This is a genomic window from Sandaracinobacteroides sp. A072 (genome assembly GCF_052616365.1).
In genome coordinates this window covers 54,515-78,882 of the sequence record NZ_JBQXGU010000001.1, presented here as the reverse complement: position 1 = coordinate 78,882, position 24,368 = coordinate 54,515, and the positions used below count along the sequence as shown (strand labels likewise).

17 protein-coding genes are annotated in these 24,368 nt (G+C 69.6%); 7 read left to right on the top strand and 10 right to left on the bottom strand.

The window, feature by feature from the left end; all coding sequences use genetic code 11:
• Window positions 1-12 precede the first annotated feature (12 nt).
• From ACUJ46_RS00380 to ACUJ46_RS00370, 3 genes are all read right to left on the bottom strand, one after another.
• Complete coding sequence (locus ACUJ46_RS00380) at window positions 13-1,488, bottom strand: hypothetical protein (protein ID WP_445388476.1); 1,476 nt, start codon at window positions 1,486-1,488, stop codon at window positions 13-15.
• 80 nt (window positions 1,489-1,568) lie between these two features.
• Complete coding sequence (locus ACUJ46_RS00375) at window positions 1,569-3,089, bottom strand: cryptochrome/photolyase family protein (protein ID WP_445388475.1); 1,521 nt, start codon at window positions 3,087-3,089, stop codon at window positions 1,569-1,571.
• Window positions 3,090-3,205: 116 nt separating this feature from the next.
• Entirely contained in the window at window positions 3,206-4,813 is a 1,608-nt protein-coding gene (locus tag ACUJ46_RS00370) for a phospholipase D family protein (RefSeq protein WP_445388474.1), read from the bottom strand.
• Window positions 4,814-4,949: 136 nt separating this feature from the next.
• On the opposite strand from ACUJ46_RS00370, the gene ACUJ46_RS00365 reads away from it, so the two are divergent.
• The 7 genes from ACUJ46_RS00365 to ACUJ46_RS00335 are packed head-to-tail and all read left to right on the top strand — an operon-like array spanning window position 4,950 to window position 16,085.
• On the top strand, window positions 4,950-6,518 hold the full coding sequence (locus tag ACUJ46_RS00365; protein ID WP_445388473.1) for a thymidine phosphorylase family protein: 1,569 nt from the start codon (window positions 4,950-4,952) through the stop codon (window positions 6,516-6,518).
• A gap of 56 nt (window positions 6,519-6,574) precedes the next feature.
• The gene (locus ACUJ46_RS00360; protein WP_445388472.1) at window positions 6,575-7,462 is read left to right on the top strand and encodes a ribose-phosphate diphosphokinase; all 888 of its coding nucleotides are present in this window, start codon (window positions 6,575-6,577) and stop codon (window positions 7,460-7,462) included.
• On the top strand, window positions 7,459-9,138 hold the full coding sequence (locus ACUJ46_RS00355) for an MBL fold metallo-hydrolase (protein ID WP_445388471.1): 1,680 nt from the start codon (window positions 7,459-7,461) through the stop codon (window positions 9,136-9,138). The genes ACUJ46_RS00360 and ACUJ46_RS00355 overlap by 4 nt, the downstream gene beginning before the upstream one ends.
• Window positions 9,139-9,152: 14 nt before the next feature.
• Window positions 9,153-9,908 carry an ABC transporter ATP-binding protein gene (locus ACUJ46_RS00350; RefSeq protein WP_445388470.1) on the top strand — a complete coding sequence of 252 codons (756 nt, stop codon included), beginning with the start codon at window positions 9,153-9,155 and terminating at the stop codon, window positions 9,906-9,908.
• 10 nt (window positions 9,909-9,918) lie between these two features.
• Entirely contained in the window at window positions 9,919-12,291 is a 2,373-nt protein-coding gene (locus ACUJ46_RS00345; protein ID WP_445388469.1) for an FtsX-like permease family protein, read from the top strand.
• Between the two features lie 4 nt (window positions 12,292-12,295).
• Window positions 12,296-13,555 (top strand): efflux RND transporter periplasmic adaptor subunit, encoded by a 1,260-nt coding sequence (locus ACUJ46_RS00340; RefSeq protein WP_445388468.1) that lies wholly within the window; start codon window positions 12,296-12,298, stop codon window positions 13,553-13,555.
• The gene (locus ACUJ46_RS00335; protein ID WP_445388467.1) at window positions 13,539-16,085 is read left to right on the top strand and encodes a cation-translocating P-type ATPase; all 2,547 of its coding nucleotides are present in this window, start codon (window positions 13,539-13,541) and stop codon (window positions 16,083-16,085) included. Before ACUJ46_RS00340 ends, ACUJ46_RS00335 begins: the two co-directional genes overlap by 17 nt.
• 21 nt (window positions 16,086-16,106) lie before the next feature.
• Here the strand turns inward: ACUJ46_RS00335 and ACUJ46_RS00330 are convergent, their stop codons facing one another.
• The 7 genes from ACUJ46_RS00330 to cysD all read right to left on the bottom strand — a co-directional run bounded on the left by ACUJ46_RS00330 (window position 16,107) and on the right by cysD (window position 24,300).
• The gene (locus ACUJ46_RS00330) at window positions 16,107-18,230 is read right to left on the bottom strand and encodes a TonB-dependent receptor domain-containing protein (protein ID WP_445388466.1); all 2,124 of its coding nucleotides are present in this window, start codon (window positions 18,228-18,230) and stop codon (window positions 16,107-16,109) included.
• A 120-nt stretch (window positions 18,231-18,350) separates the two neighbouring features.
• Window positions 18,351-18,752 (bottom strand): hypothetical protein, encoded by a 402-nt coding sequence (locus ACUJ46_RS00325; RefSeq protein ID WP_445388465.1) that lies wholly within the window; start codon window positions 18,750-18,752, stop codon window positions 18,351-18,353.
• An 11-nt stretch (window positions 18,753-18,763) separates the two neighbouring features.
• Complete coding sequence (locus ACUJ46_RS00320; RefSeq protein ID WP_445388464.1) at window positions 18,764-19,237, bottom strand: MaoC family dehydratase; 474 nt, start codon at window positions 19,235-19,237, stop codon at window positions 18,764-18,766.
• A gap of 24 nt (window positions 19,238-19,261) precedes the next feature.
• Window positions 19,262-20,077 (bottom strand): acyl-CoA dehydrogenase family protein, encoded by an 816-nt coding sequence (locus ACUJ46_RS00315; RefSeq protein WP_445388463.1) that lies wholly within the window; start codon window positions 20,075-20,077, stop codon window positions 19,262-19,264.
• On the bottom strand, window positions 20,077-21,237 hold the full coding sequence (locus ACUJ46_RS00310; protein WP_445388462.1) for an acyl-CoA dehydrogenase family protein: 1,161 nt from the start codon (window positions 21,235-21,237) through the stop codon (window positions 20,077-20,079). Before ACUJ46_RS00310 ends, ACUJ46_RS00315 begins: the two co-directional genes overlap by 1 nt.
• A 178-nt stretch (window positions 21,238-21,415) precedes the next feature.
• Entirely contained in the window at window positions 21,416-23,344 is a 1,929-nt protein-coding gene (gene cysN, locus ACUJ46_RS00305; protein WP_445388461.1) for a sulfate adenylyltransferase subunit CysN, read from the bottom strand.
• A complete protein-coding gene (gene cysD, locus ACUJ46_RS00300; protein ID WP_445388460.1) occupies window positions 23,344-24,300 on the bottom strand; it encodes a sulfate adenylyltransferase subunit CysD in 957 nt (318 codons plus the stop codon). Before cysD ends, cysN begins: the two co-directional genes overlap by 1 nt.
• Window positions 24,301-24,368: the final 68 nt, after the last annotated feature.

Genomic DNA, 24,368 nt, shown 5'->3' with positions numbered 1-24,368 from the left:
TGGCCTTACGGTTCAGCGCGCGAGGCGCTTTCTCAGGTAGCGCTGGAGCGATTTCGCCGCCCCCGGCCGCGCCAGCCTGGCGAAGGGGCCGACATGGTCGCGCCAGTCCCCGAAGCGGTTGATGGGAAAGCGCATCGCTTCGGGCCACATGCGCTCGCCGATCATCGGCAGCAGCCGTTCCGAGCCGCGATCGGCAAGCGACAGCGTCAGGAAGGCTTCCTGCACCGGCCATTGCGCAAAGGGCATCAGGCTCCACATACGCGCCTTCTGGATGGGGCCCTGCCCCATTGCCCAGCTGCCCATGCGCAGCTCCAGATAGGCAAGGTCGAAGACGGTCGAGCGCGGCAGGTGGCGGATCGGGTCGAGCCAGGCATCCGTATCCGCTTCAAGCTCCGCGTCGCGGGGTTGCTTCAGCCGCCCGAGGATGCTGAGCGCATCGGCTGGAATGGCGTTCACCTGCTGCCAGTCATGGGCGTAGAGGAAGCAGCGCGCCGGCTCGCCGAAAAGGCCGGTCATCACCACGTCGGCGTCGAGCGCGTTCATGGTGGGATGCACCTCGCGGTTGTTGGACCTGAGCGCCTGGCCCACCATGCGGTCCCAGCGGGCCAGCTCCGCCTCGCTGGCGCGCAGGACGGGCAGGCCCCGATGCCGGATTCCAAGCCCCTTGCAGACACGCGCCGCCACTTCCCTGTCGACAGCGCCGCTGTCGTCGATGGTGAAGCAGCTGAGCCTTTCGGTGTGGCCCCGGAAAGCGGCGAGCACCAGCCGGCTGTCGAGCCCGGCGGTGAGCGCGAGGGCGATGCGGAACTGGCTGGCGGCGGCGGCGGCAAAGCCCGCCATGTGCCGGGCAACGCTGTCGGCGGCGGCGCCAAGGCCGGGCGCAGGCGCCGCCAGCAGGGCGGGCGCCGGCCAGAAGCGGTGCGCGGTGAAATGCCGGAGATCGAGATAATGGTTGGGAAGCAGGCGAAAGACGCCCCGGTGCGCCGTCAGCGTGCCGCTGATCCAGCCGCCGCGCCCCTCGCCCATCACCAGCCTTTCCACCCGCCCCGGCAGCAGGCGTTCGGTGTAGGCGGCATCATCGAACAGCTGGTCGGCCGAGCCGCCGAAGGCGCGGGTTTCGGGGCAGTGGACGACGGGAATGGTGCCGCCGCAATCGGGATAGAGCCGGCGGCCGAGCGGCCCGCCAAGCGTCTCGATCAAAAGCGAACCGGCAAGCCCGCGCACCACCATGGTCTCGAAGCTTTCGGGATCGGCGAACAGGGTATCGGCGCGGATGCTGCCGCCATCGCACGCAAGGCCCGGCCCCAGCCAGCCTTCCAGAAGCAGGCCATGGGCGGTCGCCACCTGCCGGCCATCGGCATCGAGTATCGGCCAGCTGCGAAGGCCGGGGCTGAGGTGCAGGCTCGCCACGCCATCCGCGCTGGCGGTGCCGCGCACGCCATAGGGCTCGATGGGCGCCATCGGCATAAGGCTTGGCTGAACGGTCATGGCGGGCGCCCCTCATCCTGCTGGCAGGGCCAGCCACTGACCCTTGCCACAGCCGGGCGGATGGTAAAAGCCGGGCCAGTTCAACAAACTGTTGCGAGAAAGCGCGCGGCGTCGGCCTGCACCTCGGCCCGGCGGCCGGGCGCCATGGCGCGCCAGGCGCGATAGACCGGCCACAGCCGCTGGTTTCCCGAAAGCCGCTCTTCGTTGCGGCCGAGGAAATCCCAGTAGAGATAGTTGAAGGGGCAGGCATCCGGCCCGCTCTTCGCCTTCACGTCATAGCGGCAGGCGCGGCAATGATTGCCCATGCGCGACAGATAGGCCCCGCCCGCCGCATAGGGCTTGGAACCGAGCAGCCCGCCATCGGCGAACTGGCTCATGCCGATGACATTGGGGGCCTCCACCCATTCATAGGCATCGGCATAGACGCCAAGGAACCATTCATGCACCTCGAAGGGGTCGATGCCGGCCAGGAGGGCGAAATTGCCCAGCACCATAAGCCGCTGGATATGATGGGCATAGGCGCGGTCGCGGGTCTGGCCGAAGGCGGCGTCGAAGCAGCGCATGCCGCTTTCGCCCCGCCAGTAGAAGCCGGGCAGCGGCCGGTGCGCGCCCAGCGCATTGCGCCGCACATAATCCGGCCCTTCCAGAAGGTAGATGCCGCGCACATATTCCCGCCAGCCGAGGATCTGGCGGATGAACCCCTCGACGGCATTGATGGGCGCGCCATGCTCCAGCGCCGCCAGCGCGGCGTCGATCGCCTCGCGCGGGGACAGCAGGCCGAGGTTGATGGCCGGGGCAAGCAGGGAATGGAACAGCGTTTCCTCCCCCTCGGCAAGGGCGTCCTGATAGTCGCCGAAACCGGCCAGCCGCTCTGTCACGAAGCGGTCGAGCGCATCGAGCGCTGAAGCGCGGGTGACGGGCCAGCCGAAGCCCTCGAGCCTGCCGAAACCGTCGGGGAAGCGCGCCGCCACCATCGCCATCACCGCGCGGGTGGTGGAATCGGGCGGGCAAGCGGGCACGGCCGGCGGCTTCAGCCCGCGCGGCAGGGCGCGGCGGTTTTCGCGGTCATAATTCCACTGCCCGCCCAGCGGCTTGCCACCGTCCATCAATATGCCGGTGCGGCTGCGCTGCCAGCGATAGAAATCCTCCATCCGCAGCCGCTTTCGGCCTTCGGCCCAGCCCGCGAAATCCGCCTCGGGCACGAGGAAGCGGTCATCCTCCAGCAGGTCCGCCGGAATGCCGGCCGCCGCAGCCCAGCCATGCTGCGCCGCGCGCACCCGATGTTCGCCCGCGCGCACGGCAAGAATACGCCTGGCGCCATGGCGGGCGGCGGCGTCAGCAACGGCGTCCGTCAGGCTGGCGGGCGTTTCCGGATCGTCGAGGCGTCGGTAATCGACCTGCCAGCCGGCTTCGCGCAGTTCGTCCGCGAAATGGCGCATCGCGGAAAAGACCAGCGCCAGCTTCTGCACATGGTGGCGGGCATAGCCGGCTTCGGCGGCCACTTCGGCCATCAGCACGACCGTTCCCGCCCGCCCGGCGGCGCGCAGGCTGGCGAGATCGGGGGACAGCTGGTCCCCCAGCACTGGCACGAGAAGGGTCATGCCGGCCGGTTCCCACAGGGCGCGTCGCGCGCCAAGCGTCCGGATCGTCGCGGGGGTATATAGGGAAGTATATAGAGCGGGGGCATTTCAGGACGTGGGCCGGTCACACTGGCCGGTCAGAGAAGCCAGTCGAGCGGCAGCAGGGCCAGCGCCCACAATATGGCCCTCTGCAGCGGGCCGGTGCCCGGCTCCACGCTGTGCACCACGTCGCCCGATGCCGTCCGCTCGATCCAGCGCAGGGCCTTGCCGTCGTCCGCCAGCCGCACCTCATAGGCGATGCGGGCGACCCCTTCCTCCGGGCGATCGAACAGGTCGTGCAGCCCGCCTGCGAGCGCCGGGCTCTCGATCAGGAAGCCCAGCTCCGTGTTCAGCATCGCCGAGCGCGGATCGAAATTGAACGAGCCGACGAACATGCGCTGTCGGTCTGTCGCGAAGGTCTTGGCATGAAGCGACGATACGCTCGACTGCAGCACACTGCCGCCGGCGGCCCCGCGCGAGCCGAGGAAGCCAAGCTCGACGGCTGGGTCGCCCTCGGGCTTCATCTCCCACAGGCGCACGCCGGCGCGCAGCAGCTTGCGGCGGTGGCGGGCGTAACCGGTGTGCACCAGCGCCACATCGGTCGCGCTCAGGGCGTTGGTGAGGATGTTCACCTCCACGCCCTGGCCGGCCAGTGCGGCAAAGGCGTCGCGCCCGGTGTCGGTGGGCACGAAATAGGCCGAGACCAGCGCCACCTGCCGTTCCGGCACACCCATGGCCGCCGCCAGCCCGACCATCAGCAGATCGGCCCGGCGCGCCTTGCCGAGCGCCTTCAGCGGGTCATCGCTGACCATGGTGACGGGCGCCCAGAGGAAGGGGATGGTCTCGGCCGTCATGCCGTTCGCAAGGATGCTGCGATCGATCGCGGCGGCATATTCGATTGCCAGCGCCTCGCTGCCGACAGCGCCCAGAACAAGCTTCTGCAGATCCTTGCCGGGCGGGCGCGGCAGCAGCGACGACACGGGAAAGGCCGATGCCGAAGCCCAGTAACGGTCGAAATCGGCCGAGACGAGCGGCACGATTGCCCCGGCGGCAAGCACGTCGAGGTCGGCGAAGGTGCCAGTTTCACTGATCCCGAAATATTCGTCACCGATATTCCGCCCGCCCACGATGGTGGCGCGGTTGTCGGCTGTCAGGCTCTTGTTGTGCATCCGCCGGTTCAGCCGTCGCAGATCGGCCAGATAACCGAGCATGCGTGGCGAACGGATGGCGACCGGATTGAACAGGCGCACTTCGATCAGGGGATGGGTGTCGAGGGCTGCGAGAAGCTCGTCCAGCCCGGTCGATCCCATGTCATCGAGCAGCAGCCGAACCCGCACGCCGCGCTGCGCCGCGCGGAGCAGCTCATCCAGCAGCAGCCGGCCGGAGATGTCGCCGTGCCAGATATAATATTGCAGATCGAGCGTGCGCTCGGCCGCGCGAACCAGCTGCACGCGCGCGGCAAAGGAGTCACGCGCGCCCGCCAGCGGCAGGACGCCGGATAGGCCGGGATGGTCGCGCGCCAGCGGGTCGAGCGCCATCGCGAGCCTGGTGTCGCTGCCGTCGGCCAGGGCGTGGCTGTCCGGCCTGCCCTCAAGCGAAGGCAGGGGGGTCAGCCAGCGCAGCAGCAAGGATGCAGCCAGCAGCAGTATCGCGAGCAGGAGCAGAAGCCCCAGCCCGATCATGAAAGGTCCCAGAAGGCTACGCATTCAGTGCCAAACCGCCGACATCATCCGTCCCGGCCCGCACCAGACACCATCGCCGGCCCGGCCGCAATGGGCATCGCGCCGGGCCGCCGCAGCTTTTGGGCTGCAATGTGGCCCCGCCACCGGCACAGTGCGCGCCATGACCGATTCGCCGCCCCCCATGCCCGCCGGCGCCCCGGCGGATGTCGACCCGGCAGCCGACAGCGGCCCGGCGCACCTGATGGTGCGCGCCCGCACCACGGGCCTCGTCTCCATCGAGGAGCCGATGCTGCTGATGCACCCGCACTCCCATGTCTGCCGGGCAGAGGGGCTGTCGCCGCGCAGCCGGGTGCAGATCTTCGCCGGGGACCAGGATGTGATCGCCACGCTCTACCAGCTCGATTCGCCCTGGCTGGAAGCGGATGAGGCGCTGCTTTCGGGCGCGGCGGCGCGGCGGCTCGCCATCGCCGACGGGGACCCGGTGCGGGTCCGCCATGCGCCGCCCGTCGAATCCCTCGCCGATGTCAGGCGGCGGGTGCATGGCGGCCGCCTGCATGCCCGCGCCTTCGATGCCATCATCGCCGACATCGTCGCCGGCCGTTATGCCGATGTCGATCTCGCCACCTTCATCGTCGCCTGCTCGGCCTTCCCGCTCGACCGCGAGGAGATCTGCCACCTGACGCGCGCCCTCGTCGAGACGGGCGACAGGCTGGAATGGGGCGCGCCACAGGTGATCGACAAACATTGTGTCGGCGGGCTGCCGGGCAACCGCACGACACCCATCGTCGTCGCCATACTGGCGAGCCTGGGCCTCGTCGTGCCCAAGACCAGTTCGCGCGCCATCACCTCGCCCGCCGGCACGGCAGACACGATGGAAACGCTGGCCCCGGTCGCCCTCGATCTCGCGACCATGCGCCGTGTCGTGGAGCAGGAGGGCGGGTGCCTGGCATGGGGCGGCTCCGTCCGGCTGGCGCCGGCGGACGATCTCCTCATCCGCATCGAGCGCGCGATCGACATCGACACCGAAGGCCAGCTCGTCGCCTCGATCCTGTCGAAGAAGATCGCGGCTGGCTCCACCCATGTTCTGATCGACCTTCCGGTCGGGCCGACGGCGAAGGTCCGCACGCATGCGGCCGCGCGCTCGCTCGCGCGGGAGCTGGAAGCGGTGGGCCGGCATTTCGGCCTGAAGGTGCGCTGCGTGGAAACGGATGGCCTCCAGCCCGTGGGCCGGGGCATCGGCCCGGCGCTCGAAGCCCGCGACGTGCTGGCGGTGCTGGGCAATACGCCGGATGCCCCGGCGGACCTGCGCGAACGCGCCCTGCTGCTGGCGGGCGAAGCCGTGGAAATGGCGGGGCTGTGCGCACCGGGCGGCGGCATCGCGCTGGCGCGCGAGGCTCTGCTGGACGGCCGCGCCCGCACCAAGTTCGAACGCATCTGCGAGGCGCAGGGCGGCATCAGGACACCGCCCATTGCCGCGCACCGCAGGGCCGTGGCGGCGCCGCGCTCGGGCATCCTGTCCCACATCGACAACCGCCGCCTATCCCGGCTGGCGAAACTGGCCGGCGCGCCCGACGACAAGGCTGCCGGCCTCGAACTGCACCACCATCTGGGCGACGAGGTGCGCGCCGGCGATCCGCTGGTGACAGTGCATGCCACCAGCACGGGCGAACTGGCCTATGCCCTCGACTATGCAGCCGCCAACCCGCGCATGTTCGACATCGAGACCTGAGGCAGCTAGGCAGGATTTTCGTGAAAGCCAGTGTGAAGGCCAGTGTGAAACCGCGTATGAAATCCCTGCTTCTTCCCATGCCCGGAAACGAGCCGCTGGCCGATGCGCTGGCTGCACTTGACGCCGGAGAGGCCGGCCGGGTCTGCTGGCGGCGCTTCCCCGATGGCGAGGGGCTTCTCAGGATCGAAGCGGATGTCGGGGGGCGCGCCGTCGACATCATCTGCACCCTGGCCGACCCTGACCCGAAGCTTGTCCCGCTGCTGTTCGCCGCCATGACGGCCCGCGAACTGGGGGCGACACGGGTCCGCCTCGTCGCGCCCTATCTTGCCTACATGCGCCAGGACATCCGCTTCCAGCCCGGCGAAGCAGTTTCGGCGCGGCTCTTCGCGCGGATCCTGTCGGACCATTTCGACGCCCTCGTCACCATCGACCCGCATCTCCACCGCATTCACTGCCTGTCCGAAGTCTATGGCATTCCCGCCACCGTTCTCGGCGCCGCGCCGCTGCTGGGGGCATGGGTCGCGGCCCATGTGCCCGACGCGATCCTGATCGGGCCCGACAGTGAAAGCGCGCAATGGGTCTCGGCAGTGGCGGCGCATGCCGGGGTTCCGCATGCCGTGCTCGAAAAGACCCGCCACGGCGATCATGCGGTGGACATCGCGCTTGAAGGGCTGCCGCCCATGGCCGGGCGCACGCCGGTGCTGGTGGATGACATCATCTCCTCGGGCGGCACGATGCTGACGCTGGCCGCCGGGCTCGAACGGCTCGGGCACGGCAAGCCAGCCTGCCTTGCCGTTCATGCGCTGTTCCCCGAAGCGGTTGCAGACCGGCTCCGCGCCGCGACCTGCCATCTCGTCGCCACCGACAGCGTGCCGCACCCCTGCGCGCGGATGTCCGTGGCGCCGCTCATCGCCGCGCATCTGAAACAGGAGGCACAGACGTGAAAGCCCGCCCACCCCTGATCCGCTTTCATGGCGCGGCACGAACCGTCACCGGCTCCTGCGCTGAAATCATGTTCGAGGGGCGGCGCATTCTTGTCGACTGCGGGCTGTTCCAGGGGTCGCGCAGCCTGGAGCAACTGAACTTCGCGCCCTTCGCCTTCGATCCGGCCTCGATCGACGCGGTGATCCTGACCCACGCCCACATCGACCACAGCGGCCTGCTGCCGCGCCTCGTGCGGGATGGCTTCAAAGGCCCCATCTGGGCGACGGAGCCGACAGCCCAGCTGCTGGACCATATGCTGCCCGATTCCGCGCGCCTGCAGGAATCGGATGCGCGCAACCGCAACCGCCGCGCCGACCGGGCGGACGAGCCGCCGATCGAGCCGCTCTACCGCACGGCGGACGCAAGCCGCGCGCTGCGCTCCCTCGACATCCAGCCGATGGACCACTGGTTCACCGCCACCAAGGGCATCCGCGCGCGACTGTGGAACGCCGGCCATGTGCTCGGCTCCACCTCGGTGGAAATCGAGGCGGGCGGCGTTCGCATTTTCATGTCGGGCGACCTCGGGCCGGGGCACAAGGCCTTCCACCCGGACCCGGAAGGGCCATCCGGCGTCGACCACCTCGTCTGTGAATCGACCTATGGCGACACCGACCGCGCGCCCTGCACCATGGCGCAGCGGCGCGATCTGCTGGAAGCCGAGGTGAAGGAGGCGCTGGCGCGCGGCGGCAATCTGCTGATCCCCGTCTTCGCGCTGGAGCGCACGCAGGAGATTCTGCTCGACCTCGCCGCGCTGATGAACGCCGGCCGGATTCCGCGCGCCATGGTCTTCATCGATTCCCCGCTGGCCAACAAGCTCACCTCGGTCTTCTCGCGCCACAGCGGAAGCCTCGAGGATACCGATGGCATCAACCCCTTCACCCACACCGCCTTCCGCTATGTGGGCGATGCCGGCGCCTCGCGCCGGCTTTCGCGGATGACAGGCTCCATCATCCTTGCCGGATCGGGCATGTGCGAAGGCGGGCGAATCCGCCACCATCTGCACGACCAGCTGCCCGACCATCGCACCACCCTGCTGTTTGTCGGCTATCAGGCCGAGGGCACGCTGGGCCGGGTGCTGCGCGACGGAGCGCGACGGGTGCGCATTTCCGGCCGGGACGTGGCAGTGCGCGCAACGATCCGCAGCCTCGACTGTTTTTCGGCCCACGCCGACCGCGAAGAGCTGATCGACTGGATCCGGCGTCGCGGGCCGGTATCGGGCAGCCTGTTCCTGAACCATGGCGAGCCGGACACACAGCGCGCCTTCGTCGACGCGATCGAAAGCGCGGGCAAGGGCATGCCCGGATCGATCATCGTGCCCGCCATCGGCGAGGCCTTCGAACTGGCTGCCGGCGCGCCGGCGAAGCGTGTCGAAGGCCCCCGCACGGACCTGCCCGACGTGACCGGGCGCGACTGGCAGAATGATTATGCCGAGCTCGCCGTGCGGCTGAAGAAGGAGCTTGCCGCCATCGCCGATGAAGCCCGCCGCCGCGAGGCGATCGCGGAAATGGGAGCGTTGCTGCGGCGCTACCAGACAAGCCGGGATGAACAGGCCGCCGCCCGCAAGGCCGCCAAGGGCGACCGGAACAGGGACGAAGGCGACCGCCGCCCGGCGCGACGCGGCAGCAAAGCCCGCTGACCGGGGGCCCGGCCATGGCCGATACCGCACCGGATGCTGCACCCGATGCCGCAACGGGGCCGGCCATGGAGCCGCTGTTCCGCCTGGAGGGCGTCACGCGGGTCTATGGCGAGGGTGCGGCCAGGGTTCAGGCGCTGCGCGGTGTCGATCTGCTGATCCCGGCGGGCGAAGTGATCGTGCTGCTGGGGCCTTCGGGCAGCGGCAAGTCTACCCTGCTCAACATCCTCGGCGGGCTCGACCGGCCGACGGAAGGGCGGGTGCTCTTCCGGGGCAGCGATCTGGCCACCCTGCCCGAACGCCAGCTCACCGACTATCGCCGCGCCCATGTCGGCTTCGTCTTCCAGTTCTACAATCTCGTCCCCAGCCTCACCGCGCGGGAGAATGTCGAGCTGGTGACGGACATCGCGCCAGAGCCGATGCAGCCCGAAGCCGCGCTGGCCCTTGTCGGCCTTGGCGAGCGGGCGGGCCATTTCCCGTCCGAACTGTCTGGCGGGGAGCAGCAGCGCGTCGCCATTGCGCGGGCCATCGCCAAGCAGCCCGATGTGCTCCTGTGCGATGAACCGACAGGCGCGCTCGACAGCCGCACCGGACGCATGGTGCTGGCGGCCCTGTGCGACGTGAACGCCCGCATGGGCACGACGCTGCTGATCGTGACCCACAATGTCTCGGTGGCGGCGCTTGCCCATCGCGTGCTGCACTTCCGCGACGGCCGTGTCGCCGAGGAAGTGGTGAACAGCCAACGCGCTTCCGCCGAAACGATCGACTGGTGAGCAGGGCGGCATGCGCGCCCTGAACCGCAAGCTGCTGCGCGACCTGTGGCGGCTGCGCGGGCAGGTGCTGGCGACAGCGCTCGTCATCGGCGCCGGCATAGCCCTTTATGTCATGTCGGCCGGCATGCTCGCCTCGCTTACGGCCACGCGCGATGGCTGGTATGCCGGCGCCCGCTTCGTCGACATCTCCGCCCAGGCGCGGCGCGTGCCCCTGCCGCTTCTGGAACAGCTGCGCGCCATCCCCGGCGTGGCGCTGGCGGAAGGGCGCATCACCACGCTTGCCCGCGTGGAGGTGGCATGCTTCGACGAGCCGGTGAACGCCATGCTGCACAGCCTGCCCGAAGCCGGCGCCACGCAGCTGAACGCGGTGCAGCTGGTGCGCGGCCGCATGCCGGAAAGCCCGGGCGAGATCCTGCTGTCCGACGGCTTCGCCCGCGCCCACGGGCTGCCAGGCGGAGGCGGAGAGGCCAGCACGCAAGGCATCGCGCTCATCGTGCAGGGCGCGCGGATGGAGATGCGGGTGACAGGCACCGCCATCGCACCCGACCATGTGATGACCATCGGGCCCGGCAATCTGACCAGCGACGACCTGCGCTTCGCCGTCGGCTGGGCGCCGCGCCACGCCCTCGAAGGCCCGACGGACCAGGTCGGCGCCTTCAGCGAGCTGATGATCCGTCTTGCGCCAGATGCCCGGCCGCAGGCGGTGATGCGCGCGGTGGACCGGCTTCTGGCTCCCTATGGCGGCACGTCGGCGCTTGCCCGGCATGAACTGTCGTCGGACCGCTTCATCCGGGGGGAGCTGGACCAGCTGGCGGTGATGGCACGCATTCTTCCGCCCATCTTCCTTTCGGTCGCCGCCTTCCTGCTGTGGGTGATGACCGGCCGCCTCATCGCGACCGAGCGCGAGCAGATCGGCCTGATGAAGGCCTTTGGCTATCGCGGCCGCGAGATCGCGCTTCACTATGCCGGGGTGGCCGGGCTGGCGGCGGTGGCTGGGCTGCTGACCGGCAGCCTCGCCGGGCTGCTGATGGGCCGCGGCATAAGCGCCATCTATGCCCGCTTCTTCGCCTTCCCCGGCCTGCAGTTCCGGCTGGAGCCAGAGGTGTTTGCAATAGCCGCGCTGATTGCGGCGGCGGCGGCCGCAGCAGGCGCTGCCGGGCCGCTGCGGGCGGCGATGCGGCTGGCGCCGGCTGCGGCCATGCAGCCGCCCGCGCCGCCTGCCTTTCGTGGCCGGGCCGGGCGGGCGGGCCGCTCGGCCCGGCTCGACGCGCCCGGCCGGATGCTGCTGCGCCGCCTGCTGCGCTGGCCGGAGCGCACGTTTCTGGGCGTCACCGGGCTGGCGCTGGCGACAGGGCTTGCCGTGGTCGCAAGCTTCAGCGCCGATGCCATCGACCGCATGCTGGACCAGAGCTTCAACCGCGCCAGCCGCCAGCATGTCTCGGTGGTGTTCGCGGAGGAGCGCGGCCGCGACGCGCTGGCCGAACTGGCCGCCATTCCCGGCGTCCGCGCCGTGCAGCCCGCGCATGATGCGCCGGCACTGTTCGTGCATGGCAACAGGCGCTGGCGCGACGCCCTGGTCGGCATCGATCCGGCCGCCGACATGGTGCGGCTGATGGACGAGGACGACCGCCCCGTCGAGGTGCGACCGGGCGGCCTTGTCCTTTCCCGCGCGCTGGCGGACAAGCTGGGCGCGCGGCCGGGAAGCCGGGTGCGGATCGAAGTGGAAAGCGGCCGCCGCCCTGTGCTCGACCTTGAGGTGCGCGCCATAGCCCGCACCAGCTATGGCACGCCGGCCTGGCTCGACATCGACACGCTCGACCAGGTGCTGGGCGAAGGCCCGCGCGTGACGGGGGCATGGCTTCTGATCGACCCGGCGCAGGCCGGCAGCATCGTGCGCGCCATCGGCGAGCGGCCGATGGTTGCGGGCGTGACGCTGCGCACGGCGGTGCTTGGCAACCTCGATGCGCAGATGCGGGAGAATTTCGGCACCTTCCGGCTCTACAGTCTCGCCATTGCCGCCGTCATCGTCATCGGGGTTGCCTACAACAGCGGCCGGCTTTCCTTTTCCGAACAGGTGCGCGATCTCGCCACCATGCGCGTGCTTGGCTATCGCACCGGCGAAATCGGCAGGGTGCTGATCGGCGAGATCATCGCCCTGTCCATCCTTGCCCTGCCCTTCGGCCTTGCCTTCGGCATGGGGCTGGCCTGGTTCGTCAGCCATTCCTTCTCGACCGACATGTTCACCATCCCCTATGCCGTGTCGGGGCGGACGCTCGCCCTCGCGGCGCTCACCACCTTGTCGGCCGCCATCGTCACGGCCATGCTCGTTCACCGCCGCGCCGCCCGCATCGATCTGGTGCGCGTTCTGAAAAGCAGGGACTGAAGACATGACGGGCAGCCCCCGACCACGCCGTTTCCGCCTCGGGCCGCTTCTGGCCGCCGGGCTGCTGCTGGCGCTGGCCGCGATCGCCTTCCTCTGGTTCCGGCCGGCGCCCGTGACCGTCGATCCGGGCATTGTCGATCGCGGGCCTGTCGTGATGACGGTCGGCGGGCGGGCCATCGCCCGCGTGCGCGACAGCTATGACGTGACCGCGCCCATGGCCGGGCGGCTGCTGCGGATCGATGTGGAGGTGGGCGACCGGGTGGAGGCCGGCAAGACCGTCGTTGCCCGGCTGCGCCCGGCAGACCCCGGCTTCCTCGACAGCCGGTCGCGCCGCGCGCTGGAAGCCCGCGCCGCCGAAGCCCGCGCCCGGATCGCGGCGGCCGATGCCCATGCCCGCCGCGCCATGGCCGAGGCCCGCGTCGCCCGGCAGGACCATGACCGGGTGGCAAAGCTGGTGCGCGACGGCTGGATGGCCCAGGCCGCCATGGACCGAAGCCGCGCCACCCGCGACGAAGCCGAAGCAGCGCTTGCCGCTGCCCGCGCCGAAGCCGGGGCCGCGCGCCAGGCGCTTGCCGAAGTGGAAGCCTCGCTGGCCGGGCCGCTGGCCGGGAACGGCGCGGAAATCCCCGTGACGGCGCCGGTTTCCGGGCGGGTGCTCGAACTTTTCCACAAGAGCGAGACCGTCGTTCCGGCCGGGGAAAGGCTGCTTGCCATCGGCGACCCGGGCCGCGACCTCGAACTGGTGGCCGACCTGCTTTCGACCGATGCCGTGAAGGTGCGCGAGGGCGCCGCCGTCAGCATCGACCAGTGGGGCGGGGCGCGCCCGCTTGCCGGCCGGGTGCGGCTGGTGGAACCCTATGGCTTCCTCAAGATTTCGGCGCTCGGCATCGAGGAGCAGCGGGTGAACGTGGTGATCGACTTCGTGGGCGACAAGGCCGGCTGGTCGCGGCTGGGCCCTGGCTACAGGGCCGAGGTGCGCATCGTGACGGAGGAAGCCGCCGACGTCGTGCGCGTGCCGGCCCCGGCCCTTGTCCGTTCGGCAGGGGCGGCGGCTGGCGATGCGGGCGGCTGGGCCGTGCATGTCGTGCGGGATTGCCGGGCAGAACTTGTGCCCGTGACGACAGGGCTGATGAACGAACGCCACGCCGAGATCCGCTCGGGGCTTGAGCCGGGCGACATGGTCGTTCTCTTTCCGCCTGAATCGCTGAAGGATGGGCGGCGTGTCCGCAGCAGTGGGGAGGATGGCGATGAGCGCTGCCGATGAACAGCCCGGCGGGGCGGATGCAGCCACCCGGCGCGGCCTGACATCGGCCGAAGCCGCCGCGCGCCTGGCGGCCGAGGGGCCGAACCTGCTGCCGCGCGAAAAGCGGCGCAATCTCCTCAATGTCATCCGCGATGTGCTGAAGGAGCCGATGCTGCTGCTGCTGCTTGGCGGCGGCATCGTCTATCTTGCCCTCGGAGACCGGCTGGAAGCACTGGTGCTGCTGCTCTTCGCCATGCTTTCCATCCTCATCACCACGGTGCAGGAACGGCGCACGGAACGCGTGCTGGAGGCGCTGCGTGACCTGTCCAGCCCGCGCGCGCTGGTGATCCGCGATGGCCGGCGCCAGCGAATCCCCGGCCCCGAAGTGGTGCGCGGCGATCTTCTGGTGCTGGCGGAAGGCGACCGGGTTCCGGCCGACGCGCTTCTGCGCGAAGCCAATGAGCTGATGCTCGACGAATCGCTGCTTACCGGCGAATCCGTGCCTGTCTCGAAACGACCGGCCCGGCCGGGGGAAACGCCCCGGCCCCCCGGCGGCGAGGATCTGCCCACCGTCTATTCGGGAACGCTGGTGGTGCGGGGCGAAGGGCTGGCCGAAACCACGGCCACCGGGCCGCGCACCGAAATCGGGGCCATCGGCCAGTCGCTGGCGCTGCTGGATACGGAACCGCCCCGGCTGCGGCGGGAAACCACGGCCCTTGTGCGGCTGTTCGCCATCATCGGGCTTGCAGTCAGCCTCGTCGTCGTCCTTCTCTATGGTCTCTTCCGTGGCAGCTGGCTCGATGCAATGCTGGCCGGAATCGCGCTTGGCATGTCAATGCTGCCCGAGGAATTTCCCGTCGTCCTCACCGTGTTCATGGCGATGGGGGCCTGGCGCATATCGCAGGCGCGCGTGCTGACGCGCCGCGCCGCCGCCATCGAGACGCTGGGCTCGGCCACCGTGCTGTGCACCGACAAGACCGGAACGCTGACGGAAAACCGCATGGAAATCGCGCGGGTCGTGCTGCCCGGCGGCCAGGCCTTCGATGCCGGTGCCCCCATGCCGCCGGAAGCCGCCGCCGTGGTGGCGACAGGGGCGCTCGCCAGCGCGCCGCAGCCCGTGGACCCGATGGACCGCGCCTTCCACAGCCTCGCCGGCCCGCAGGATGGTTTGCGGCTGGAAGCAAGCCATGGCCTGCGGCCCGAGCTGATGGCGGTATCGAACCTGTGGGTCGATGAAGCCCGGCCCGGCGAGGCGCTGCTGGCCTGCAAGGGCGCGCCCGAGGCGGTGATGGGGCTTTCGGGCCTTTCCGAAGCCGGGCGCGCCGCCATGGCAGCCGAAGTGGAGCGCATGGCAGCCGAAGGGTTGCGGGTGCTGGCCGTGGGCCATGCCCGTTCCGCGCTAGGGGATGCGCCCGGCCATCATGGCGAAGCGGAACTCGAACTTCTGGGGCTGGTGGGGCTGGCGGACCCCCTGCGCACCAATGTGCCGGCTGCGGTTGCCGAATGCCGGAGCGCCGGAATCCGGGTGGTGATGATCACCGGCGACTATCCGGCCACGGCGCGCAGCATCGCCGCCAGCGCCGGCATCGAGGACAGCGAGCCGCTGACGGGCGCTGATCTTTCCGGAATGGACGACGCGGCGCTCAGGCAGGCCTGCCGCAACACGCACATCTTCGCGCGCATCCAGCCGCAGCAGAAGCTGCGGATCGTCTCGGCGCTGAAGGCTGATGGCGAGGTTGTCGCGATGACGGGGGACGGCGTGAACGACGCCCCGGCCCTGAAGGCGGCGCATATCGGCATTGCCATGGGCGGGCGCGGCACCGATGTCGCGCGCGAAGCCTCGGCGCTGGTGCTGCTGGACGATGATTTCGGCTCGATCGTGAAGGCCATCCGCCTCGGCCGCCGGATCCGCGACAATCTCGGCAAGGCAGTCGCCTTCATCCTGGCCGTTCATGTGCCGATCGCCGGTCTGGCGCTCCTCCCGCTCGCCATGGGGCTGCCGCTCATCCTCGGGCCGATCCACATCGCCTTCCTCGAAATGCTGATCGACCCGGTCTGCTCCCTGGCCTTCGAGGCGGAAGAGGAAGAGCATGACATCATGTCCCGCCCGCCCCGCGCGCCCGATGAACGGCTGTTCCCGGCGCCGGTAGCGCTGGGCGCCGCGCTGCAGGGCCTGCTGGCCTTCGGTCTTGTGGCGCTTGTCTATGTCGTCGGGCTGGGGCGCGGCATCCCGGAAGACGAGGCGCGAGCGCTGGCCTTCTTCACCCTCGTGCTCTCGATCATCGCCCTCATCCTCGTCAACCGGCGGGCGAGCACGCGCCTCGGCTCGGCGCTGCTGCGCCACAACCGGGTGCTGGGCGGAATCCTCATCGTCGTCGCCGGCATATTGGCGCTGTCCCTGGGCTGGCCGTTCCTTGCCGGGTTGTTCCGCTTCGCCCCGCTCAGCCCGGCTGAAATCGGCCTTGGCATCGGCGGGGCCTTTACCCTTCTGCTGCTGCTGGAGGGGCTGAAGTGGCTGCGGCAGCGCCCGCTACGGAGGGGCGCTGCCTGAGCCTTCAGAGACGGATGGCCTTCAGAAACGGATCTCCACACCCGCCGCGACGGAGCGGCCTTCGCCGGGCGCGAAGGTGGCGGCATCCATACCGCCCAGGTTGTTCTGCGCGGCGATCACGCTGGAAACATGGCGGCGGTCGAACAGGTTGCGACCTTCCACGAATCCAAGCAGCCCACCCTGCCGCCAGCCAATGCGGCCGCCGGCCAGCAGATAGCCATCAGCCTTCAGGCTGTTGGCATAATCAGCAAAGCCGCCTTCCGGCACCCAGGTCAGCTGGATGGAGGCGAAGCCGCCCTCGGGCGCGCCATAATCCAGCCCCAGCCCCACCAGATGCGGCGGCAGGATCGGCAAACGGTTGCTGCCAAAGCGGGCATCATCGGCAAAGCGCGCATCGGTGAAAGTCCATTCCACCGTCGCGCCAAGCCGGTCGCCGGCCTGCAGGCCCGGCGCGGCAAGGGTCGCGTCGGCCCTTGCCTCCACGCCCCAGCGGGTGGTGCGGCCGGCATTGCCCACCGAGGAAACGGTCTGCGAGACGAAATCGGCGGTCGAGACGATCTCGCCATCGAGCCAGGCGCGATAGAGGGTGATGTCGAGTTCCACCGGCCCGGCGGCGCCCTTCACGCCGGCCTCCACCGTCACCTGCCGCTGTGCATCGAGATCGACGATGACGGGGCGGCGCGGATCAGGCCCGGAGACAAGGGCCGCGCCCATGCCGGTTCCGGCGCGGTTGATCATCAGCATGTCGAAGGTGGGCGCCTCGATCGAGCGGCTGGCCCCGGCGAACAGGGCAAGGCCGGGCAGCACGGCAGCGCTCAGCGTGGCGCTGCCGATGAAGCCGCGATAGTCGCGGTCATAGGTGGCGACGGGGCGCTGCGGCCCTGTCGGGAAGCGGTCGCTGATCGTGCGGCCCGTCCACAGATGGCCCGCCGCCAGATCGGCGGAAAGCCCGCCCCCGAGCGGCACGGCAAGGGTCATCACGGCCGAAAGGCGGTTCGCGTCGAGATCATTGTCCGCCCACATCAGCGTCGGCGCGCCGGAAAAGCTCATCATGGTGCCGCCGCCGTTCAGGAACAGCTGCTGGTGGCGGGCGCCATCCTGCCACAGGACATCGATGCCGGCCTCGGCCCTTCCGCCAGGCATGGAAAAGCCCTGTGTCACCCGCACCCGGCCGGACCAGTCCCGGTTTTCTTCCACCTGAACATCACGGCGGCGGAAATCCACGTCGGTCGCCATGAAGGCGACATCGGCATCGACGCGCGTTTCGCCCCGCTCGATTCCGAGGCCGATGGTACCGCGCAGGCGCTGGGCGCGGCGGCGCCAGTCCCCCAAAACATTGCCCGGCTGGGCGTCCCGGCTGCCGGCCTCGATCTGGGCCAGTGTCTGCGGGCCGGGCAGTTCCAGCCGGCTGTCGCTGAACAGGAAGCCGGTGCGCAGGTCGACCCCGTCGGCAAGCCGCAGATCGGCCCGGCCATTGGCGCGCCAGGCCTCCTGCGCGTTGAACCGGCGGAAACCCGACTGCCCATACCAGCTGCCCGAAAGGAAGACCGAGCCGGTCTCGTCGCCACCGGATATCGCGGCCTGCCCACGGCCCATGCCGTAGCTTCCCGCTTCGCCACGAACGGTCGCCCCCAGCCCATCGGCCGTGGCCGGGCTGCGGAAGTCGACAATGCCGCCAAGCGCCGCGCCACCGCCGCGCGCGCCGCGGCCACCGCGCAACAGGCGCACTTCCCCGAAGGCCAGCGGCTCGATCCATTCGACGAAATCGAAACTGCCGTCGCCATAGCTCATGGGCAGGCCATCGAGCCGCAGGTCGATGCCGCGCCCTGCGGGCATGGTGCCGCGCTGCAGCCCGGAACCGCGAATGGCGAAGCGGGGGTGGTCGACGCCGCCGAACACCGGTTCCACCAGCACGCCCGGGGCCGAGCGGAACAGATCCTTCAGGGTGGAAAGCCGGCCGTCGCGGGTCGGCTCCAGGGCGGACAGCGCCGGATCATCGGACGATGCCCGCCCAATGACGACAATCGTCTCGATGGGAGGCGGCGCATCCGCCGCAAGGGCAGGTGCCGCAAGAGCAGAAGCCGATGCCAGAAGGGTGGAAAAGACAAGCGCGCGGACGCGCGCGGCACGAACTGTGCTGGGCATGAAAATATCTTTCCGTCAGGACTTTGGGGCAGACCGCGCCTGCCGCCGGTTGCCGCCCGCTGCCGGTCGGCGAAATGCGAAGGCCGCCCGCTGCCGGGCGGCGAAGCGCAGAGGTGAGGATCAGCCCCGCGCGGGTGGCGCCTGAGACGGAGGGGTGAGCCAGCCGCGCGCCACGAGCGCGCGGACGGGCGCCTCGACACCGGCCCATGTGGCAAGGACCGGGATGGCGTGGGGCAGCCACAGGGGCAGGCGCGGCAGAATGGACGGACCACCCAGCCCGGCAAAGGCGCAGGGCGGATGGGCGGATTCATCCGGCGTGCCGGCCGGGTTTCCGAACGGGCCCTCGCCATCGGGCAGGGCCTGCAGCCCGGCGGCCGAACAGACCACCAGGGTCATGCCATCCGGCGAAAGCGCCGGCATCCAGCCGGCGGGCAACAGGGCGCGCAGCAACAGCAGCAGCCCGGCAAGCGCAAGCAAAGCCTGCGAGCCCGCCGATGCGCTGGAGGCGCCCATCATCCGCATGACCGGGAGCCTCAGTCCCGCCCGGCGACCATGCGCTTCACGGTGTAGGACAGAACCAGCTCTTCCTGCTGGTTGTAGACCTTCACCTCGGACGCGACGACGGCGCGGTTGCCCTTCGAGGTGGGCTTGATGTCGGTGATGTCGAGCACGGCCCAGACGCTGTCGCCGACTCGCACCGGCGCATGGGCCTTCAGATTCACTTCCAGCAGGGCAAGGCCGACACCCTGAATCACCGTCTGGAACAGCATGCCCTCGACAAGGCACTGGGTGAGGGCCGCCGGCACGAGGCGGCCGGGAATGGCGGCGCCGGGATAGCTGGCGTCGATGAAGATCGCCTCGAGCATGCCCGTCACGCCGATGAAGTTGACGAGATCGCTTTCGGTGATGGTGCGGCGCAGGGTGCGGCCGACGATGCCGGTCTTCAGATCCTGCCACACCGGGCCCTTGCCCATCACGGGCAGTGTCTCGAACAGCGATTGGCTCATCATCGTCTCCGTCAGGTGGCTGGCTCAGTTGCTGGCGGCGGCATCCTGCACGCCGGGTTCCAGCCTTTCGCGCAGGAAATCGGCGGTCGTGGCGTCTTCCCGGCCCTTGGCCGCCCAGTCGAGACGGGCCTTTCCAAGAACCATTGCCCAGTAGCTGTCGCTGCCATGGGCCAGCTGCCACCCCTTGAGGGCGCGCACCCAGAGTTGCAAGTCATATTCGAGGGTTGCGCCGATGGCGCCGTGCAGCTGGTGGGCCATGGCGGCGACACGGTGCGCCGCTTCTCCGGCGCGCAGCTTCGCCACGGCGCTGCGGGCGGGATCGAAGCCGGGGCCGGCCAGCCCGATGAAGGCCGCCATGCGCGCGGCCGCGACATCCTCCGCCATCACGGCAAGCTGCTGTTGCAAGGCCTGGAAGGCCGAAAGCGGCCGGCCGAACTGCTGGCGCGTCGTCACATGGGCCATGGTGATGTCGAGCACGCGGCGGCAGGCGCCGGCCATGCGCGCCGCCGTCAGGGCCGCATTGGCGGCAAGGGCGTCCGGCCCTTCCAGACCGGCCGGCCGGTCAAGGGCAACTGCCTCGCCATGCCACAGGCGGGCAACGGCGGTTTCCGCCCAGTCCACGGGCAGAAGATATTCCCCGCAGGCGATCACCAGCGGCGCGAAGGCCGGCAGCGACAGGCCCGCACCACCTTCGGCTTCGGGCCGCAGGATATCGATGAAGCCCGATTGCACCAGCTCCTGCCAGACAGGCGGAACAGCGCCGTTCGCGGCTTCGGCGGCGCGCACGGCCGCCGGTGTGGAATGCGCCTCGAGCAGGCGGCGGAAGACATCCTCGAACATCAGCGAAGCCCCATGCCACGCGCGATCATGCCGCGCAGGATCTCGCGGGTTCCCCCGCGCAGCGAAAACACAGGCGACATGTGCCAGATGAAGCGCAGCGTGCGCAGCAGTTCCGGGTCGGCCGGTCGGTCGGGGTCAGCCGCGATGCGGTCGGCGAGCGCCGCCGGAATCGCCTGTTCAAGCTCGGTGCCAAGATCCTTCAGCAGGGCCGCTTCCACCACGGGGGACTTGCCCTCGGCAAGCCGCGTGGTGATGGCGGCCGACATGCCGCGCAGCGCCGCCAGCCGGGCGGTGAAGCGGCCGAGAAGCTCGGTGTCGCGGGGGTCGGGCGCTTCCCCCAGGCCCCTAGCCCAGGTGTCGAGCAGAACAAGCGAGGAATAGATGCGCTCCGGGCCGGAGCGTTCGAAGGCAAGCTCGGCGTTCACCTGCGCCCAGCCATTGCCTTCCTCGCCCACCAGCCGGTCATCGGGCAGGAACACATTGTCGAAATGCACTTCGGAAAATTCGGCCTCGCCCGTCAGCAGGGTGATGGGTCTGACCGTCACGCCCGGCGCCTTCAGGTCCACCAGCACCTGTGACAGGCCCTTCTGCCGGTCCTCGCTCGTGCCCGAAGTGCGGACAAGGGCGATCATCCAGTCGGCATTGTGGGCATAGGTGGTCCAGATCTTCTGGCCATTGAGCCGCCAGCCGCCGTCCACCTTCTCGGCGCGGCTGCGCACGCTGGCGAGATCGGAGCCGCTGTTGGGTTCCGACATGCCGATGCAGAAGAAGATTTCCGACCGGCAGATACGCGGGATGAAGGCCTGCTGCTGCGCCTTCGTGCCGAACTTCAGCAAAAGCGGCGCCGATTGCCTGTCCCCGATCCAGTGGGCGGCGATGGGCGCGCCGGCCGCCAGCAACTCCTCCACCACCACGAAGCGGTGGAAGGGCGAAAGCCCGCGGCCGCCCAGCGATTCGGGCATGGTGAGGCCGATCCAGCCGCGGCTGGAAAGCTTGCGGCTGAACGCCGCGTCCCAGGCGGACCATGTCCGCACCCGGTCGCTTGGTGGCCGGCCGGCCAGCGCGTCGGCAAGAAACGCCTTGAGCTCGGCGCGCATCGCCTCGGCATCGGCCGGAATGCGCGCGGGCTCGAAACTCTGCATCAGGCCGTCCAGCTGCACCGGCTTCTCCCTGTCTGCCTGCCGGACCATCCCGCCGGCAGGCGCTGGCATAACGGCAAGGCCGGGGCCTGTCACCCCGCAGCCCCCGGGGGTGCGCCCTATTGGCGCTGCCGGGGCGGGGCGAAGGGGGCGGGCCGAAGGGCGCGGGCCACCCGGACGCTCAGGACTATCCGGGCGATCAGGGCGAAATGCCGAGGAATTCATCCTTCAATATGTGCGCGACGATATGCTCGGCCGCCGCCTCGGCACTCATCGCCCGCGTGTCGATGCGGATCTCGGGCGCTTCCGGCGGCTCATAGGGGCTGTCGATGCCGGTGAAGTTGCGGATTTCGCCTGCCCGCGCGCGGGCATACAGGCCCTTCACGTCGCGCCGCTCGGCATCCTCGATCGGGGTGTCGATGAAGATCTCGACGAATTCGTCCGCCTCCATCAAGGCACGCGCCATGCGGCGCTCCGCCCGGAAGGGGGAGATGAAGGCGGTGAGCACGATCAGGCCCGCATCCACCATCAGCTTGCCCACTTCGGCAATGCGGCGGATATTCTCCACCCGGTCCGCCTCGGTGAAGCCGAGGTCGCGGTTCAGGCCATGGCGCACATTGTCCCCATCCAGCAGATAGGTGCGCCGGCCCATCGCCGTCAGCTTCTTTTCGACCAGATTGGCAATGGTGGACTTGCCCGCCCCCGACAGGCCGGTGAACCACAGCAGCATGGGCTTCTGCCCGTTCATCGCCGCCCGGGTCGCCTTCGAGATGTCGAGCGTCTGCCACTGGATGGTGCTCGCCCGCGTGAGCGCGTGGCGCACCGTGCCGGCGCCGGCGGTGGCGTTGGTCAGCCGGTCGATGAGGATGAAGCCGCCTGTCGGCCGGCAGCTTTCATAGGGGTCGAAGGCAACCGGCCGGTCGAGCGCCAGCGTCACGACCGCCATGTCGTTCAGGCCCAGCGATTTCGCCGGCTGCGGCTGCAGGCTGTTCACGTCCACCCGGTGCTTGATGGCGGTGACACTGGCGCCCACGGTGCGGGTGCCGATCTTCAGCCAGTAGGGCCGGCCCGGGAAGAGCGGGGCATCGTCCATCCAGATGAGGGTCGCCTCGAACTGGTCGCTGGCTTCTGCGGGGTGGTCGGCGGCGGCGATCACATCGCCCCGGCTCACGTCCACGTCGTCCGCAAGCTCCACGGTGATGCTTTCTCCGGCAACCGCTGCATCCGCCGTGCCGCCGGCGCCATGGATCGCCGCGATCCGCGTCTGCCGGCCCGAAGGCAGCACCGTCACCGCATCGCCCGTATTGAGCACGCCCGCCGCCAGCTGGCCGGCAAAGCCGCGGAAACCGGAATCGGGGCGGTTGACCCACTGCACCGGCAGGCGGGCGGGCAGGTCCGGATTGGCCAGCGTGTCGGTGCGCGCGCTTTCCAGCGCTTCCACCAGCGTCGGCCCGCGATACCAGGGCATGTGCGGGTCGGGGTGGGCGACATTGCCGCCCGATGGCGCAACCAGCGGGATCGCTGCCACATCCTCCAGCCCGAGTTCGCGTGCAAAGGCCTGGAAGGCGTTGGCGATTTCGCGGAAGCGCAGTTCGGAATGGCCGACAAGATCCATCTTGTTCACCGCCAGCACCAGCTGCCGGATCCCCAGCAGGCTGACGATATGGGCATGGCGGCGCGTCTGCGGCATCAGCCCGCGGGAGGCGTCAACCAGCAGCACGGCAAGATCGGCGGTCGAGGCGCCGGTCGCCATGTTGCGGGTATATTGTTCATGGCCCGGGCAGTCGGCGACGATGTAGCGCCGCCTGGGCGAAGCGAAGAAGCGATAGGCGACATCGATGGTGATGCCCTGCTCGCGCTCGGCCGACAGGCCATCGACGAGCAGCGCGAAATCCAGCTCTTCGCCGCGCGTGCCATGCCGCGCGCTGTCGGCGGCCAGCGCTTCCAGCTGGTCGTCCACCAGGGCCTGGCTGTCGTGCAGCAGGCGGCCGATCAGCGTGGATTTTCCATCATCGACACTGCCGCAAGTGATGAACCGCAGCAGCGGCATGCGGGCGCGCCGGTCGAGAAACTCCGCCACCTCGCCGGCCGAAAGCAGGCGGGCGTCCGTATCGGGCGTTGCCGTCATCAGAAATAGCCCTCCGCCTTCTTCCGCTCCATCGAGGCGGACTGGTCATGATCCACCATGCGGCCGGCGCGTTCGGACCCGCGCGCGCCCAGCACTTCGGCGATCATGGAATCGAGCGTGTCCGCCCGGCTTTCGAGCGCGCCCGAAAGCGGCCAGCAGCCCAGCGTGCGGAAGCGCACCATGCGCTCGACCGGCTTTTCGCCGGGCCGCCACTGCATACGCGCGGCTTCGTCCACCACGATGATCTGGCCGTCACGCTCGACCACCGGGCGGGGCGCGGCGAGATAGAGCGGCACCAGCGGCACGGATTCGAGGCGGATATAGTCCCAGATGTCGATTTCGGTCCAGTTGGAGAGCGGGAAGACCCGCATGCTTTCGCCCGGGTTCAGCCGCCCGTTGTAGAGCGACCAGAGTTCCGGCCGCTGGGCCTTTGGCTCCCAGGCGTGGCGGGCGTTGCGGAAGGAAAAGACACGCTCCTTGGCGCGGGCCTTTTCCTCGTCGCGGCGGCCGCCGCCGAAGGCCGCGTCGAAGCCGTGCTGCGTCAAGGCCGCCTTCAGCGGCTCCGTCAGCATCAGCCTCGTATATTCCGGTGTCGGCGTCGCGAAGGGGTCGATCCCGGCGGCGGCGGCCTCGTCATTGTGGGCGACGATCAGCTCCAGCCGGTGATCGGCGACCATCCTGTCGCGGTGGGCGAGCATAGCGGCGAAATCCCAGCCGCTGGCCACGTGCAGGAAGGGAAAGGGCGGCGGCGCAGGGTAAAAGGCCTTGAGCGCGAGATGCAGCATCACGCTCGAATCCTTGCCGATCGAATAGAGAAAGACGGGGTTGCGCGCTTCCGCGACGGTCTCGCGGAAGATGTGGATGGCCTCGGCCTCCAGGCGCTTCAGGTGGGAGAGGCGCCCGGCCAGCGGGGCGGGCGCCTCATGCCCGGCAAGGGAAAGGGATTCGGATGTCATGGCCGCACGATGTCGGCGCGAACGCGACAAGGGTAAAGAAAGATGTTCTAGGCGTGGCCAAAGCCGCG

Bases quoted from the DNA above. Each gene is read 5' to 3' on its own strand.
- ACUJ46_RS00380 (WP_445388476.1), bottom strand. From the start codon at position 1,488: ATGACCGTTCAGCCAAGCCTTATGCCGATGGCGCCCATCGAGCCCTAT.
- ACUJ46_RS00375 (WP_445388475.1), bottom strand. From the start codon at position 3,089: ATGACCCTTCTCGTGCCAGTGCTGGGGGACCAGCTGTCCCCCGATCTC.
- ACUJ46_RS00370 (WP_445388474.1), bottom strand. From the start codon at position 4,813: ATGCGTAGCCTTCTGGGACCTTTCATGATCGGGCTGGGGCTTCTGCTC.
- ACUJ46_RS00365 (WP_445388473.1), top strand. From the start codon at position 4,950: ATGACCGATTCGCCGCCCCCCATGCCCGCCGGCGCCCCGGCGGATGTC.
- ACUJ46_RS00360 (WP_445388472.1), top strand. From the start codon at position 6,575: ATGAAATCCCTGCTTCTTCCCATGCCCGGAAACGAGCCGCTGGCCGAT.
- ACUJ46_RS00350 (WP_445388470.1), top strand. From the start codon at position 9,153: ATGGCCGATACCGCACCGGATGCTGCACCCGATGCCGCAACGGGGCCG.
- ACUJ46_RS00345 (WP_445388469.1), top strand. From the start codon at position 9,919: ATGCGCGCCCTGAACCGCAAGCTGCTGCGCGACCTGTGGCGGCTGCGC.
- ACUJ46_RS00340 (WP_445388468.1), top strand. From the start codon at position 12,296: ATGACGGGCAGCCCCCGACCACGCCGTTTCCGCCTCGGGCCGCTTCTG.
- ACUJ46_RS00335 (WP_445388467.1), top strand. From the start codon at position 13,539: ATGAGCGCTGCCGATGAACAGCCCGGCGGGGCGGATGCAGCCACCCGG.
- ACUJ46_RS00330 (WP_445388466.1), bottom strand. From the start codon at position 18,230: ATGCCCAGCACAGTTCGTGCCGCGCGCGTCCGCGCGCTTGTCTTTTCC.
- ACUJ46_RS00325 (WP_445388465.1), bottom strand. From the start codon at position 18,752: ATGCGGATGATGGGCGCCTCCAGCGCATCGGCGGGCTCGCAGGCTTTG.
- ACUJ46_RS00320 (WP_445388464.1), bottom strand. From the start codon at position 19,237: ATGAGCCAATCGCTGTTCGAGACACTGCCCGTGATGGGCAAGGGCCCG.
- ACUJ46_RS00315 (WP_445388463.1), bottom strand. From the start codon at position 20,077: ATGTTCGAGGATGTCTTCCGCCGCCTGCTCGAGGCGCATTCCACACCG.
- cysN (WP_445388461.1), bottom strand. From the start codon at position 23,344: ATGACGGCAACGCCCGATACGGACGCCCGCCTGCTTTCGGCCGGCGAG.
- cysD (WP_445388460.1), bottom strand. From the start codon at position 24,300: ATGACATCCGAATCCCTTTCCCTTGCCGGGCATGAGGCGCCCGCCCCG.